Source organism: uncultured Pluralibacter sp. (genome assembly GCF_913775985.1).
Taxonomy (GTDB): domain Bacteria; phylum Pseudomonadota; class Gammaproteobacteria; order Enterobacterales; family Enterobacteriaceae; genus Pluralibacter.
In genome coordinates this window covers 36749-52037 of the sequence record NZ_CAJYMB010000125.1, presented here as the reverse complement: position 1 = coordinate 52037, position 15289 = coordinate 36749, and the positions used below count along the sequence as shown (strand labels likewise).

The 15289-nt window shown below is 57.0% G+C and carries 13 protein-coding genes; 12 read left to right on the top strand and 1 reads right to left on the bottom strand.

All coding sequences use genetic code 11. The features are described 5' to 3' along the window. Nucleotides 1-84: 84 nt before the first annotated feature. The 6 genes from QZ766_RS15345 to nei all read left to right on the top strand — a co-directional run bounded on the left by QZ766_RS15345 (nucleotide 85) and on the right by nei (nucleotide 5721). Nucleotides 85-1041 (top strand): 2-thiouracil desulfurase family protein, encoded by a 957-nt coding sequence (locus QZ766_RS15345; RefSeq protein ID WP_297203397.1) that lies wholly within the window; start codon nucleotides 85-87, stop codon nucleotides 1039-1041. 40 nt (nucleotides 1042-1081) lie between these two features. After that, nucleotides 1082-2500 carry a deoxyribodipyrimidine photo-lyase gene (gene phrB / locus QZ766_RS15340; RefSeq protein ID WP_297203395.1) on the top strand — a complete coding sequence of 473 codons (1419 nt, stop codon included), beginning with the start codon at nucleotides 1082-1084 and terminating at the stop codon, nucleotides 2498-2500. A gap of 78 nt (nucleotides 2501-2578) precedes the next feature. After that, the gene (locus QZ766_RS15335) at nucleotides 2579-3322 is read left to right on the top strand and encodes a type 2 GTP cyclohydrolase I (RefSeq protein ID WP_297203393.1); all 744 of its coding nucleotides are present in this window, start codon (nucleotides 2579-2581) and stop codon (nucleotides 3320-3322) included. 15 nt (nucleotides 3323-3337) lie between these two features. Beyond that, the gene (pxpB, locus tag QZ766_RS15330) at nucleotides 3338-3994 is read left to right on the top strand and encodes a 5-oxoprolinase subunit PxpB (RefSeq protein ID WP_297203391.1); all 657 of its coding nucleotides are present in this window, start codon (nucleotides 3338-3340) and stop codon (nucleotides 3992-3994) included. Then, nucleotides 3988-4920 (top strand): 5-oxoprolinase subunit PxpC, encoded by a 933-nt coding sequence (pxpC, locus tag QZ766_RS15325; protein WP_297203389.1) that lies wholly within the window; start codon nucleotides 3988-3990, stop codon nucleotides 4918-4920. The genes pxpB and pxpC overlap by 7 nt, the downstream gene beginning before the upstream one ends. Nucleotides 4921-4929: 9 nt before the next feature. Continuing rightward, entirely contained in the window at nucleotides 4930-5721 is a 792-nt protein-coding gene (gene nei, locus QZ766_RS15320) for an endonuclease VIII (RefSeq protein WP_297203387.1), read from the top strand. Nucleotides 5722-5769: 48 nt separating this feature from the next. On the opposite strand, the gene gltA is transcribed toward nei, so the two are convergent. Further along, nucleotides 5770-7053 (bottom strand): citrate synthase, encoded by a 1284-nt coding sequence (gene gltA, locus QZ766_RS15315; protein WP_297203386.1) that lies wholly within the window; start codon nucleotides 7051-7053, stop codon nucleotides 5770-5772. A 632-nt stretch (nucleotides 7054-7685) separates the two neighbouring features. Between gltA and sdhC the strand changes: the two genes are divergently transcribed. From sdhC to odhB, 6 genes are all read left to right on the top strand, one after another. Continuing rightward, nucleotides 7686-8090, top strand: a complete 405-nt coding sequence (gene sdhC / locus QZ766_RS15310) for a succinate dehydrogenase cytochrome b556 subunit (RefSeq protein ID WP_297203384.1) — start codon at nucleotides 7686-7688, stop codon at nucleotides 8088-8090. Then, nucleotides 8084-8431, top strand: a complete 348-nt coding sequence (gene sdhD / locus QZ766_RS15305) for a succinate dehydrogenase membrane anchor subunit (RefSeq protein WP_297203382.1) — start codon at nucleotides 8084-8086, stop codon at nucleotides 8429-8431. Before sdhC ends, sdhD begins: the two co-directional genes overlap by 7 nt. Further along, a complete protein-coding gene (sdhA, locus tag QZ766_RS15300) occupies nucleotides 8431-10197 on the top strand; it encodes a succinate dehydrogenase flavoprotein subunit (RefSeq protein WP_297203380.1) in 1767 nt (588 codons plus the stop codon). The genes sdhD and sdhA overlap by 1 nt, the downstream gene beginning before the upstream one ends. Nucleotides 10198-10213: 16 nt before the next feature. Further along, complete coding sequence (sdhB, locus tag QZ766_RS15295; RefSeq protein WP_297203378.1) at nucleotides 10214-10930, top strand: succinate dehydrogenase iron-sulfur subunit SdhB; 717 nt, start codon at nucleotides 10214-10216, stop codon at nucleotides 10928-10930. 278 nt (nucleotides 10931-11208) lie between these two features. After that, nucleotides 11209-14016 carry a 2-oxoglutarate dehydrogenase E1 component gene (sucA, locus tag QZ766_RS15290; protein ID WP_297203376.1) on the top strand — a complete coding sequence of 936 codons (2808 nt, stop codon included), beginning with the start codon at nucleotides 11209-11211 and terminating at the stop codon, nucleotides 14014-14016. 14 nt (nucleotides 14017-14030) lie between these two features. Further along, complete coding sequence (odhB, locus tag QZ766_RS15285) at nucleotides 14031-15245, top strand: 2-oxoglutarate dehydrogenase complex dihydrolipoyllysine-residue succinyltransferase (RefSeq protein ID WP_297203374.1); 1215 nt, start codon at nucleotides 14031-14033, stop codon at nucleotides 15243-15245. Nucleotides 15246-15289: the final 44 nt, after the last annotated feature.

Sequence of the window (15289 nt, the reverse complement as noted above, 5' to 3'; positions counted from 1 at the left end):
CGCTTCGTCCGGGGCGGCCGCAATATCCGACTTTTCTGGTAACAATAGCGTCTACACTTCTTTATGAGACATAAAGGAGTCATCGTGAACACTAAAATTCCAATCGGTATTAGCGCCTGTTTACTGGGAGAGTCCGTACGTTTTGACGGCGGCCACAAGCGGCTGCATTTCGCCGTCAACGAACTTTCAAACTGGGTGCGCTACGAGCCTGTTTGTCCGGAGATGGCCATTGGCCTGCCGGTGCCGCGCCCGGCATTGCGGCTGGTTAAAGACGAGCAGGAAGGCATGCAGCTGCGCTTTAGCGACGGGCGAGAGGGGGATCTCACCGAAAAAATGCGCGATTTTACCCGCCAGCGAATCGCCCGCTTTGAAGGGCTGTGCGGTTACATTGTTTGTGCTAAATCCCCGAGCTGCGGGATGGAGCGAGTGCGCATCTACGACGCCGACAGCAAGAATAATCGTAAAGCGGGGCGCGGCATTTATACGCAAATGCTGATGGATGCTTTCCCGTGGCTGCCGGTTGAAGAGGACGGCCGTCTGCAGGATCCGCACCTGCGGGAGAATTTTGTCGAGCGGGTGTACGCCCTGCATGAGCTTCACGCTCTGCGCGACAGCGGTCTTAAACGCGGGGCGCTGATTGCGTTTCACAGCCGCTATAAACTGCTGCTGCTGGCCCACTCTCAGCCGCTGTACCGCGAGCTGGGGCGTTTTGTGGCGTCGATTGGCGACTGGGACTCGCTGGATGAGTTCTTCGTCGAATACCGCCAGCGGCTGATGGCGCTGATGTCGCTGCCCTCCAGCCGCCGCAACCACACTAACGTGCTGATGCACGTCCAGGGCTATTTCCGTAAACAGCTCAACAGCCGCCAGCGCCAGGAGCTGGCGGGCCTAATCGATCGCTATCGGCAGGGCACGCAGCCGCTGCTGGCGCCGGTTACGCTGATTAAGCACTATATGGCGGAGTATCCCGATGCTTATCTGGCCGACCAGCGCTATTTCGATCCCTGGCCGGAATCGCTGCGCCTGCGCTACGGCCATTAATTAATTTTCTGACAACGGATATCGATTCAACAGGAGCGTTATGGCCACCCATCTGGTCTGGTTTCGCAGCGATCTGCGTCTACATGATAATCTGGCCCTCGCCGCCGCCTGCCGGGATCGGCAGGCAAAGGTGCTGGCCCTGTACATTGCCACGCCGGAACAGTGGAAAACGCACGGTATGTCGCCCCGGCAGGCGGCCTTTATTGAGCGCCACCTGCACGGTTTACGGGAAAGTCTGAAAGAGAAGGGCATTCCGCTGCTGTTCCGGGAAGTGCCTGATTTTGCCGCCGCCGCGAGCGAAGTTGAGCGGGTATGCGCCGGGCATGGCGTCAGCCATCTTTTTTACAACTATCAGTATGAAGTCAACGAGCGCCTGCGCGATGCGCAGGTGGAAAAACAGCTGAAAGAGGTGGCCTGTCAGGGATTTGACGACAGCGTGATACTGGCGCCCGGCAGCGTGATGACCGGCAATCACCAGATGTATAAGGTATTTACGCCTTTTAAAAATGCTTTTGTGAAACGGCTGCAGGAGGATCTTCCTGACTGCGTACCGGCCCCGGAGAAACGTGAACATCCGGCTACGGTGAAGGACATCGGCACCCTTAAACTTAACTATCCGCAGGCGGCCTTTTCCGAAACGCTGTTTGCAGCGGATGAAAAAACGGCGATCGATCGCCTGCGCCAGTTCTGTAAGGAAGGGGCCGGAGAGTACGAGCAGCAGCGCGATTTTCCCGCGGTGGAAGGCACCAGCCGGGTTTCAGCGTGCCTCACCACAGGCGTGCTCTCGCCGCGCCAGTGCCTGAATCGCCTGCTGGCGGAACAGCCCGGGGCGCTGGAGGGCAAGCGCGGTGCGGTCTGGCTCAATGAGCTGATCTGGCGCGAGTTCTACCGCCACCTGATGACTTATCACCCTGAATTATGCAAATACCGGCCTTTTATTGGCTGGACGGAAAAGGTGGCATGGTCCACCGATAAGGCGCGGCTCAAAGCATGGCAGGAAGCGAAGACCGGCTATCCGATCGTCGATGCCGCCATGCGCCAGCTGGCGGAGACAGGCTGGATGCATAACCGCCTGCGCATGATCGTCGCCAGTTTTCTGGTCAAAGATCTGCTGATCGACTGGCGGGAAGGGGAGCGCTGGTTTATGTCGCAGCTGATCGACGGCGATCTGGCGGCTAACAACGGCGGCTGGCAGTGGGCTGCCTCTACCGGCACCGACGCCGCACCCTATTTCCGCATCTTCAATCCCACCACCCAGGGCGAGCGCTTTGATAAGAAGGGCGAATTTATTCGCCAGTGGCTGCCCGCCCTGGCGGAGGTGCCCGATAAATGGATCCACACGCCGTGGCAGTGGGCGACCAAAGAGGGCGTGACGCTGGATTATCCGCAGCCGATTGTCGATCATGCCCGGGCGAGAAAAGAGACGCTTGCCGCCTATGAAGCGGCCAGAAAAGCCTGACGCAGAAGGTAGAAGTCGACGGTTGCCGCCGCGGGCGCTATCGTATTCGCCATCACGATGGAGATGTCAGGAGCGATAATGAAAAACAGTGAACTGGAACGGCTGATTAACGACAAGCTCAGCAGCGCCACTTTTAGCGACTATGCGCCGAACGGCCTGCAGGTTGAAGGCCGCGAGGAGATAAAAAAGATTATTACCGGCGTGACCGCCAGCCAGGCGCTGCTCGATGAGGCCGTGCGCCTGCAGGCCGACGCGGTCATTGTGCACCACGGCTATTTCTGGAAAGGCGAGTCGCCGGTGATCCAGGGCATGAAGCGCCGGCGCCTTAAGACCCTGCTGGCTAACGACATTAACCTCTACGGCTGGCATTTGCCGCTGGACGCCCATCCGGAACTGGGCAATAACGCCCAGCTGGCGGCGCTGCTCGGGATTACTATCTGCGGCGACATTGAACCGCTGGTGCCCTGGGGCGAGCTCTCAATGCCGGTTTCCGGCGTTGAGCTGGCCTCGTGGATCGAGGCGCGGCTGGGCCGCAAGCCGCTGTGGTGCGGCGATACCGGGCCGGAAACTGTTTCCCGTATTGCGTGGTGCACCGGCGGCGGTCAGGGCTTTATTGACGCCGCGGCGCGCTTTGGGGTTGACGCCTTTATCACTGGCGAAGTCTCCGAGCAGACTATCCACTCGGCGCGGGAGCAGGGGCTGCACTTTTACGCCGCCGGCCACCACGCCACCGAGCGGGGCGGTGTCCGGGCGCTGGGCCAGTGGCTCAATGAAACTACCGATCTGGACGTCACCTTTATTGATATCCCCAATCCCGCCTGATGAAGAGAACGTAAAGTGCAGCGAGCGCGTTGTTATCTGTTAGGTGAAACTGCGGTAGTGCTTGAGCTGGAACCTCCCGTAACGCTGGAAGGGCAAAAGCGCATCTGGCGCCTTGCCCAGCGGCTGCCGGGCTATGCTGAAGTGCTGGAAGCGATCCCCGGGGCCAATAATATTACCGTCATCCTGCAGGATCCGCAGGCGCGGGCGCTGGACGCTATTGAGAAACTCCAGCGCTGGTGGGAAGAGTGCGGGGCGCTGGAGCCCGAAAGCCGGCGCATCGAGATCCCGGTGGTGTACGGCAAAGAGGCAGGTCCTGACCTGGCGGAGGTGGCGCAGCACTGCGGCATGAGTCCGAGACAGGTCGTTGAGTTGCACGCCTCCGCAGATTATCAGGTGTGGTTTATCGGCTTTCAGCCGGGCTTTCCCTACTTCGGCGGTCTTCCCGCCGCGCTGCACGCCCCGCGTCGCGCGGAGCCGCGTATTCAGGTTCCCGCCGGCAGCGTAGGCATCGGCGGCGAGCATACCGGCATCTATCCTCTGAATACGCCGGGCGGCTGGCAACTGATAGGCCGTACGCCGCTGGCGCTCTTTGACGCGCGCAGGCAAGAGCCGGTGCTGCTGCGGGTGGGCGACATTGTGCGCTTTGTGCCGCAGAAGGAGGGCGTATGCTAAATATCATTCGCGCCGGGATGTCTACCTCCGTGCAGGATGCCGGACGCAGCGGTTTTCGCCAGTCCGGGGTTGGCCTGTGCGGCGCAATGGATGCTCCCGCACTGGCGGTGGCTAACCTGCTGGTGGGCAACGATCCAGGCGCGGCAGCCCTTGAGATAACCCTCGGTCAGGCGGTTGTTACGTTCGAGCGGGAGAGCTGGTTCGCACTCAGCGGCGCGCCCTGTGAAGCCGCCCTCGACGGACAGCCGGTGTGGATTGGCTGGCGGACCCGGGCCAAGGCAGGGCAGACGTTGGCGCTCGGGCGGCCCAAACTGGGGATCCGCAGCTATCTGGCGGTGGCGGGCGGTATCGATGTTCCGGTGGTGATGGGATCGCGCAGTACCGATCTTAACGCCGGTATCGGCGGTCTTGAGGGGCGCCGCCTGCGCGACGGCGATCGGCTTGAACTACTGCCCGCACGGCGCGCGTTCAGCCGGCCGCAGGGCGTGAAGCTGCTGCTGCCCGGCAACCGTATTCGCGCTCTTCCGGGCCCGGAATATCAGGAGTTTGACGCCCGCTCGCAGCGGATGTTCTGGGGCGCGCCCTGGCACCTCGATCCTCAGAGCAACCGAATGGGTTACCGGCTCAACGGCCAGGCGCTGACGCGCACCGCCACGCGCGAGATGGTTTCTCACGGGCTGCTCCCCGGCGTGGTTCAAGTGCCTCACGGCGGACGGCCGATTGTGCTGATGAACGATGCCCAGACTACCGGCGGCTATCCGCGCATCGCCTGCGTGATCGAAGCCGATCTCTATCAAATGGCGCAGGTGCCGCTGGGGCAGCCGATCCATTTTATTCCCTGTACGCTGGAGGAGGCCCTCGAGGCAAAGCAGGACAGGCAGCGCTATCTTGAGCAGCTCGCCTGGCGATTAGAACAGCAAGACTAAGGAGTTTGTATGCCTGAAGGACCGGAGATCCGCCGCGCGGCGGATCACCTTGAAGCAGCGGTAAAAGGGAAACCGCTGACCCGAGCATGGTTCGCTTTCAGTCAGCTTAAGTCGTATGAATCGGCGCTGGAAGGGCAAACCATCTCCAGTATTGAAACCCGCGGTAAGGCGCTGCTGACCCACTTTTCTGGTGGATTAACGCTTTACAGCCATAATCAGCTGTACGGCGTCTGGCGGGTGGTGAAAAGCGGTGAAGAGCCGGAGACCAGCAGAACCCTGCGCGTCAGGCTTGAGACCGCCGATAAGGCTATTCTGCTTTATAGCGCCTCTGAAATAGCCATCCTGACCCCAGAGCAGCTGGCGGAACACCCTTTTTTGCTGCGGGTCGGGCCCGACGTGCTGGATATGCAGCTCACTGCGGAGCAGGTTCGGGAGCGTCTTTTGTCGAAGCGCTTTCGCAACCGGCAGTTTTCCGGCCTGCTTTTGGATCAGGCTTTTCTGGCGGGACTGGGAAACTATCTGCGGGTTGAGATCCTCTGGCACTGCGAGCTGGCGCCCCGGCACAAAGCCAGTGAGTTAACGCCGTCCCAGCTTGAAAGATTCTCCCACGCGCTGCTGGAGATCCCGAGACTCTCCTATCGCACGCGCGGCAAAGTGGATAACAATAAGCATCACGGCGCGCTCTTTAGCTTTAAGGTGTTTCACCGCGAAGGCAAGAAGTGCGAGCGCTGCGGCGGTATTATCGATCGCATTATGCTCTCCTCAAGGCCGTTTTACTGGTGTCCGCACTGTCAGAAATAGGCATAAAAAAACGCGCCCGAAGGCGCGTTGGGTTCACGACATTGCTGCTTATTTTTGTTTCACATCGGATTTGAAGTCGCGCTGCTCGTAGCCGGTGTACAGCTGACGCGGACGGGCAATCTTCATACCTTCGTTGTGCATTTCGCTCCAGTGGGCGATCCAGCCGACGGTGCGGGCCATTGCGAAGATGACGGTAAACATAGAAGACGGAATGCCCATCGCTTTCAGGATGATGCCGGAGTAGAAGTCGACGTTCGGGTACAGCTTCTTCTCGATGAAGTACGGGTCGTTCAGCGCGATATGCTCAAGCTCCATGGCAACCTGCAGCAGGTCGTCCTTAGTGCCCAGCTCTTTCAGCACTTCATGACAGGTTTCACGCATCACGGTGGCGCGCGGATCGTAGTTTTTATACACGCGGTGGCCAAAGCCCATCAGGCGGAACGAGTCGTTCTTGTCTTTCGCGCGGCGAACAAATTCCGGAATGTGCTCAACGGTGCTGATCTCTTCCAGCATCTTCAGGGCCGCTTCGTTTGCACCGCCGTGCGCCGGTCCCCACAGAGAAGCAATACCGGCCGCGATGCAGGCAAACGGGTTCGCGCCGGAGGAGCCGGCGGTACGCACGGTTGACGTAGAGGCGTTCTGTTCATGATCGGCATGCAGGATCAGGATACGATCCATTGCGCGTTCCAGAACCGGGTTGACCACGTACTCTTCGCACGGCGTGGAGAACATCATGTTCAGGAAGTTACCCGCGTAGGAGAGATCATTGCGCGGATAGACGAACGGCTGGCCAATGGAATATTTGTAGCACATCGCCGCCATCGTCGGCATTTTCGACAGCAGGCGGAAGGCGGCAATTTCGCGGTGGCGCGGGTTGTTTACGTCCAGCGAGTCGTGATAGAACGCCGCCAGCGCGCCGGTGATACCGCACATAACCGCCATTGGATGAGAGTCGCGGCGGAAGGCGTGGAACAGACGGGTAATCTGCTCATGAATCATCGTGTGGCGGGTGACGGTGATTTTAAATTCGTCAAATTCTGCCTGGGTTGGCTTTTCGCCGTTCAGCAGGATGTAGCAGACTTCCAGATAGTTGGACTCTGTCGCCAGCTGATCAATGGGAAAACCGCGGTGCAGCAGAATACCTTCATCGCCGTCGATAAAGGTGATTTTTGATTCGCACGATGCTGTGGAAGTAAAACCAGGATCAAAGGTGAACACATTATTTGAACCCAGCGTGCGGATATCAATTACGTCCTGACCCAGCGTGCCACTTAGCACATCCAGCTCAATAGCAGCATCACCAAAAGTGAGCTTTGCCTTTTTATCAGCCATTTACGGTCTCCTTAGCGCCTTATGCTTAAGACTGCCGGATGCCGGATTTGCTTCCAGTCTGTGGAATGGCGTTACCAATTTGTTATTTGGCTCACAGCTCCGTGAAAGAATGTAAACCAGGGTACAGAGCAAGGGCGCCTGAGGTATACGTTCATTCCACAGTGAAAATACAGCAAATCAGGGAGTTAGCAGTCCGTTTATTCAAACCTGACTATCACTATTAACTGTCCGGGTTACGTCGGTCAACACTTTCTCACTGTTGCATAACTTATTGTCAGGTGAAATAGTGACCCCATAACTTTTAAGCATTATATGACATCTTCGGTGATGGTTGTAACAATAATGTTTAATATTTGTCAAACCAGATGATTAATTTTTAAAATATTGTTGTAACCGTGATGATGATCACTGTTCCGCATAAAACCCAACAAACTATATGTAGTTTAATTGTAATGATTTTGTGAACGTCCTATACTGCCGCCAGGTCTCCGGAATACCCTGCATCCCGAGCCACCCAGCGTTGTTAATGTGTCGTTTTAGCTCCTGAATTGGAGTTTTTACATGACGCGCAGTTATAGAAACGACGCTGTCTGACCGCATGCAGACCGGAGGAAGGAAACAATAAGAACAGCATGTGGGCGTTATTCATGATAAAAGATGTGAAAAAACAAAGACCTGTCAATTTGGATCTACGAACGATCCGCTTTCCAATCACGGCGATAGCGTCCATTCTCCACCGCGTTTCCGGCGTTATCACTTTCGTAGCGGTCGGTATTCTGCTCTGGCTGCTGGGCACCAGTCTCTCCTCTCCTGAAGGTTTTATCACTGCCAGTTCAATCATGGGCAGCTTCTTCGTTAAGTTCATTATCTGGGGCATTCTTACCGCGCTGGCCTACCATGCGGTGGGTGGAATTCGCCATATGCTGATGGACACAGGTCATCTGGAAGAGACATTAGAGGCCGGCAAACGGTCCGCCATTATTTCTTTTGTTATCACTGTCGTGCTTTCACTTCTCGCAGGAGTCCTCGTATGGTAAGCAACGCCTCAGCACTGGGACGCAACGGCGTACATGACTTCATCCTTGTTCGTGCCACCGCTATCGTTCTGACTCTGTACATCATTTATATGGTCGGCTTTTTTGCCACCCACGGCACGCTGACCTGGGAAGTCTGGACGGGTTTCTTCTCTTCCGCCTTCACCAAAGTTTTCACCCTGCTGGCTCTGTTCTCGATTTTGATTCATGCCTGGATCGGCATGTGGCAGGTGTTAACCGACTACGTTAAACCAGTGGCTATTCGCTTGCCGCTGCAGCTGATCATTGTTGTCGCTCTGCTGGTTTACGTCATTTATGGATTTGTTGTGGTGTGGGGTGTGTAATGAAACTGCCAGTCAGAGAATTTGATGCTGTTGTAATTGGTGCCGGCGGCGCAGGTATGCGCGCGGCGCTGCAGATTTCCCAGAGCGGCCAGACATGCGCGCTGCTCTCTAAAGTTTTTCCAACTCGTTCCCATACTGTTTCTGCGCAGGGCGGTATTACCGTTGCGCTCGGTAACACCCATGAAGACAACTGGGAATGGCACATGTATGACACCGTAAAGGGGTCAGACTACATTGGCGACCAGGATGCGATTGAATACATGTGTAAAACCGGCCCGGAAGCTATTCTCGAGCTGGAACATATGGGGTTGCCTTTTTCCCGTTTAGATGACGGTCGTATTTATCAGCGTCCTTTCGGCGGCCAGTCAAAAAACTTCGGCGGCGAGCAGGCTGCGCGCACCGCAGCGGCGGCTGACCGTACCGGTCACGCGCTGCTGCATACGCTGTATCAGCAGAACCTGAAAAATCACACCACCATTTTCTCTGAGTGGTACGCGCTGGATCTGGTTAAAAACCAGCAGGGCGCCGTTGTTGGCTGTACCGCGCTGTGTATCGAAACCGGTGAAGTGGTCTATTTCAAAGCGAACGCAACAGTGCTGGCCACCGGCGGCGCGGGCCGTATTTATCAGTCCACAACCAATGCCCACATCAACACCGGCGACGGCGTTGGCATGGCAATCCGCGCCGGCGTGCCGGTGCAGGATATGGAAATGTGGCAGTTCCACCCGACCGGCATCGCCGGCGCCGGCGTGCTTGTGACTGAAGGCTGCCGCGGTGAAGGCGGATACCTGCTGAATAAGCACGGCGAGCGCTTCATGGAGCGCTATGCGCCAAATGCAAAAGATTTGGCCGGCCGCGACGTGGTGGCACGTTCCATCATGATTGAAATCCGCGAAGGCCGCGGCTGCGATGGTCCGTGGGGCCCGCACGCCAAGCTTAAACTTGACCATTTAGGTAAAGAAGTCCTGGAATCCCGCCTGCCGGGTATCCTTGAACTGTCCCGCACCTTCGCCCACGTCGATCCGGTGAAAGAGCCGATTCCGGTTATCCCGACCTGCCACTATATGATGGGCGGTATTCCGACCAAAGTGACCGGCCAGGCGCTGACCGTGAATGAGAAGGGTGAAGATGTTGTCATTCCGGGCCTGTTCGCCGTTGGTGAGATCGCCTGCGTATCGGTGCACGGCGCTAACCGCCTCGGCGGCAACTCGCTGCTCGATCTGGTGGTCTTTGGTCGCGCCGCAGGTCTGCATCTGCAGGAGTCTATTGCAGAGCAGGGAAGTCTGGGCGACGCAAGTGAATCGGATGTTGAAGCATCTCTGGACCGTCTCAACCGCTGGAACAATACCCGCAGCGGTGAAGATCCGGTGAGCATTCGTAAGGCGCTGCAGGAGTGTATGCAGCATAACTTCTCAGTATTCCGCGAAGGTGACGCGATGGCGAAAGGGCTGGAGCAGCTAAAAGTGATCCGCGAGCGTCTCAAAAATGCCCGCCTGGACGACACTTCAAGCGATTTCAACACCCAGCGCGTCGAGTGCCTTGAGCTGGATAACCTGATGGAAACTGCCTACGCCACCGCCGTTTCAGCGAATTTCCGTACCGAAAGTCGCGGGGCCCACAGCCGCTTCGACTATCCGGACCGTGATGATGAAAACTGGCTCTGCCACTCCCTGTACCAGCCGCAAACGGAATCCATGACGCGTCGAAGCGTCAATATGGAGCCTAAGCTGCGTCCGGCATTCCCGCCGAAAGTGCGTACCTACTAATTGCGGAGACAGGAACATGAGACTCGAGTTTTCAGTATATCGTTACAACCCGGATGTCGATGATGCACCGCGCATGCAGGATTACACCCTGGAGGCGGATGAAGGTCGCGACATGATGCTGCTGGATGCGCTCATTCAGCTGAAAGAGAAAGATCCCACACTGGCGTTTCGCCGCTCCTGCCGTGAAGGCGTGTGCGGTTCCGACGGCCTGAACATGAACGGCAAGAACGGTCTGGCCTGCATTACGCCCATCTCTGCGCTCAACCAGCCGGGCAAGAAAATTGTCATCCGCCCGCTGCCCGGTTTACCAGTGATCCGCGATTTGGTGGTAGACATGGGACAGTTCTATGCTCAGTATGAGAAGATTAAGCCTTACTTGTTGAATAATGGGCAAAATCCACCCGCTCGCGAGCATTTACAGTCGCCGGAGCAGCGTGAAAAACTCGATGGACTTTACGAGTGCATTCTCTGCGCATGCTGTTCTACATCCTGCCCGTCGTTCTGGTGGAACCCCGATAAGTTCATTGGCCCTGCTGGCCTGCTGGCAGCTTACCGTTTCCTTATCGACAGCCGCGATACCGAAACCGACAGCCGCCTTGAAGGTTTGAGCGATGCGTTCAGCGTATTCCGCTGCCACAGCATCATGAACTGCGTAAGCGTGTGTCCGAAAGGACTCAACCCGACGCGGGCAATTGGCCATATCAAGTCGATGCTGCTTAACCGCAGCGCGTAGCAATAGCGGAAGAGGGGTGCTTCTCCCCTCATTCATTCCCGCTCAGACTGAGCGGGAATGGAATTGCAGGAAACCTCTAAAAACTGCCGTAAAGCATACAGAATAATCACGACGTTCAGCGCAATACGCGACGCGAACAGGATTATGAGACAGTTTTTAAAGGTTCCTTCGCGAGCCCAATAAAGCATAAGAGCTCGCAGGTGAACCCCGGCACGTACACCCGATGTGCGTGGTTGTTTCTACGACGAAATAAGCATAAAAGTGCTTAAGGGATCACGATGCAGAACGGCGCAATGAAAGCCTGGCTGGACTCTTCCTTCCTCTCTGGCTCGAACCAGAGCTGGATTGAACAGCTCTATGAAGACTTCTTAACCGATCCGGACTCTGTGGACGCCAACTGGCGCTCAATGTTCCAGCAGCTGCCTGGTACCGGAGTCAAACCCGATCAATTTCATTCCAAAACGCGTGATTATTTCCGTCGTCTGGCGAAGGATGCCTCACGTTATACTTCCGCGATTTCCGATCCTGACGCTAACGTCAAACAGGTCAAAGTCCTGCAGCTGATCAACGCCTATCGCTTCCGCGGCCATCAGAATGCCAATCTGGATCCGCTGGGGCTGTGGCAGCAGGAGCGCGTTGCAGATTTAGATCCTGCGTTTCACGATCTCACCGAGGCCGATTTTCAGGAAAGCTTTAACGTAGGCTCATTTGCTATCGGCAAAGACACGATGAAACTGGGCGAGCTGATTGACGCGCTCAAGCAAACCTACTGCGGCTCTATCGGCGCAGAGTATATGCATATCACTTCTACCGAAGAGAAGCGCTGGATCCAGCAGCGTCTTGAATCGGTAGTCGGCCATGCCAGCTTCTCTGCAGAAGAGAAAAAACGCTTCCTCGGTGAGCTGACGGCGGCAGAAGGTCTGGAACGTTATCTGGGCGCGAAATTCCCGGGTGCGAAGCGTTTCTCGCTTGAAGGCGGCGATGCGCTGGTGCCGATGCTGAAAGAGCTGATCCGCCACGCGGGGAATAACGGCACGCGCGAAGTGGTGCTGGGTATGGCCCACCGCGGTCGCCTTAACGTACTGATTAACGTGCTGGGTAAAAAGCCTCAGGATCTGTTTGACGAATTTGCCGGCAAGCACAAAGAGCACCTCGGCACCGGCGACGTGAAATATCACATGGGCTTCTCGTCCGATATTGAAACCGAAGGCGGCCTGGTCCACCTGGCGCTAGCGTTTAACCCGTCGCACCTCGAAATCGTCAGCCCGGTGGTTATTGGTTCCGTGCGCGCCCGCCTCGATCGTCTGGACGAGCCAAGCAGCAATAAAGTGCTGCCGATTACCATCCACGGTGATGCGGCCGTTACCGGCCAGGGCGTCGTTCAGGAAACCCTGAACATGTCTAAAGCCCGCGGCTATGAAGTGGGCGGTACCGTGCGTATCGTCATCAACAACCAGGTTGGCTTTACCACTTCGAACCCGCTGGATGCCCGCTCCACGCCGTACTGCACCGATATCGGCAAGATGGTGATGGCGCCGATTTTCCACGTCAACGCTGACGATCCGGAAGCGGTAGCATTCGTGACTCGCCTGGCACTTGATTTCCGCAACAACTTCAAACGCGACGTGTTTATCGATCTGGTCTGCTATCGCCGCCACGGCCATAACGAAGCGGATGAGCCGAGTGCGACCCAGCCGCTGATGTACCAGAAAATCAAAAAACATCCGACGCCGCGTAAGATCTATGCCGATCGCCTTGAGCAGGACACCGTGGCGACGCTCGAAGACGCAACCGAAATGGTTAATCTGTACCGCGATGCGCTGGATGCCGGCGAGTGCGTGGTAAAAGAGTGGCGCCCGATGAATATGCACTCCTTCACCTGGTCGCCGTATCTCAACCACGAGTGGGACGAAAGCTATCCAAACAAGGTAGAGATGAAGCGTCTGCAGGAGCTGGCGAAGCGCATCAGTTCCGTGCCGGAAGGCGTTGAGATGCAGTCGCGCGTTGCCAAAATCTACGGCGATCGCCAGGCGATGGCCGCCGGCGATAAGCTGTTCGACTGGGGCGGCGCCGAGAACCTGGCCTACGCAACGCTGGTAGACGAAGGTATTCCGATTCGTCTCTCCGGTGAAGATACCGGCCGCGGCACCTTCTTCCACCGCCACGCGGTGATCCATAACCAGACCAATGGTTCTACCTACACGCCGCTGCAGCATATTCACAGCGGGCAGGGCCAGTTCAAAGTCTGGGACTCCGTACTGTCTGAAGAGGCAGTACTGGCGTTCGAATACGGCTACGCCACCGCAGAGCCGCGCACGCTGACCATCTGGGAAGCGCAGTTTGGCGACTTCGCCAACGGTGCGCAGGTGGTCATTGACCAGTTCATCAGCTCCGGCGAGCAGAAGTGGGGCCGCATGTGTGGTCTGGTTATGCTGCTGCCGCACGGTTATGAAGGGCAGGGTCCGGAGCACTCCTCCGCGCGCCTCGAGCGCTATCTCCAGCTCTGCGCCGAGCAGAATATGCAGGTCTGCGTGCCTTCAACACCGGCGCAGGTTTACCATATGCTGCGTCGCCAGGCGCTGCGCGGCATGCGCCGCCCGCTGGTGGTGATGTCGCCGAAATCGTTGCTGCGTCATCCGCTGGCGGTTTCTTCGCTGGACGACCTGGCTAACGGCGCTTTCCAGCCTGCGATTGGTGAAATTGACGAGCTGGATCCGAAAGACGTGAAACGTGTGGTGATGTGCGCCGGTAAGGTCTATTACGACCTGCTGGAGCAGCGCCGTAAAAACGATCAGAAAGATGTCGCTATTGTGCGCATCGAGCAGCTCTATCCGTTCCCGCATCAGGCGGTTCAGGAAGCGCTGAAGCCTTATGCCCACGTACATGATTTTGTCTGGTGCCAGGAAGAGCCTCTTAACCAGGGCGCATGGTACTGCAGCCAGCATCATCTGCGTGATGCAGTTCCGTTTGGGGCCGCTCTGAAATATGCAGGCCGCCCGGCCTCCGCCTCGCCGGCGGTAGGTTACATGTCCGTTCATCAGAAACAGCAACAAGACCTGGTCAATGACGCGCTGAACGTCGATTAAATAAAGGATACACAATGAGTAGCGTAGATATTCTGGTTCCCGACCTGCCTGAATCCGTAGCCGATGCCACTGTTGCCACCTGGCACAAAAAACCGGGCGATGCGGTTGTTCGCGATGAAGTGCTGGTAGAAATCGAAACTGACAAAGTGGTACTGGAAGTACCGGCGTCTGCTGACGGCATTCTGGATGCAGTGCTGGAAGATGAAGGTGCCACCGTCACTTCCCGTCAAATTTTGGGCCGCCTGCGCGAAGGTAACAGCGCCGGTAAGGCAACGGATACCAAGTCTGAGAGTAAAGAGTCGACTCCGGCTCAGCGCCAGCAGGCTTCTCTGGAGGAGCAGAACAATGACGCTCTGAGCCCGGCGATTCGTCGCCTGCTTGCCGAACATACCCTGGATGCGAATGCCATCAAAGGTACCGGCGTCGGCGGCCGCCTGACGCGCGAAGACGTTGAAAAACATCTGGCCAGCGCGCCGGCGAAAAAAGAAGAGGCGAAAGCCCCTGAAGCCGCCCCTGCACCGCTGGCTGGCCGCACCGAGAAACGCGTTCCGATGACGCGCCTGCGTAAACGCGTGGCTGAACGTCTGCTGGAAGCGAAGAACTCGACGGCAATGTTGACCACCTTCAACGAAGTCAACATGAAGCCGATCATGGATCTGCGCAAGCAGTACGGCGAAGTGTTTGAAAAGCGCCACGGTATCCGTCTGGGCTTCATGTCCTTCTACGTCAAGGCCGTGGTTGAAGCGCTTAAACGCTATCCGGAAGTAAACGCCTCTATCGATGGCGAAGACGTTGTTTACCACAACTACTTCGATGTCAGCATGGCCGTTTCTACGCCGCGCGGTCTGGTTACGCCGGTACTGCGCGATGTTGATGCGCTGGGCATGTCCGACATCGAGAAGAAAATCAAAGAGCTGGCGCTGAAAGGCCGCGACGGCAAGCTGACCGTTGACGATTTGACCGGCGGTAACTTTACCATTACCAACGGCGGCGTTTTCGGCTCGCTGATGTCTACCCCGATCATCAACCCGCCGCAGAGCGCGATTCTGGGGATGCACGCCATTAAAGATCGCCCGATGGCCGTTAACGGTAAAGTAGAGATCCTGCCGATGATGTACCTGGCGCTCTCCTATGATCACCGTCTAATCGACGGCCGCGAATCGGTAGGCTTCCTGGTGGCTATTAAAGAGCTGCTGGAAGATCCAACCCGCCTGCTGCTGGACGTATAGTTTTCCGATATCACCTGTCCTGCGGATCGCTGAGATCCGCAGGT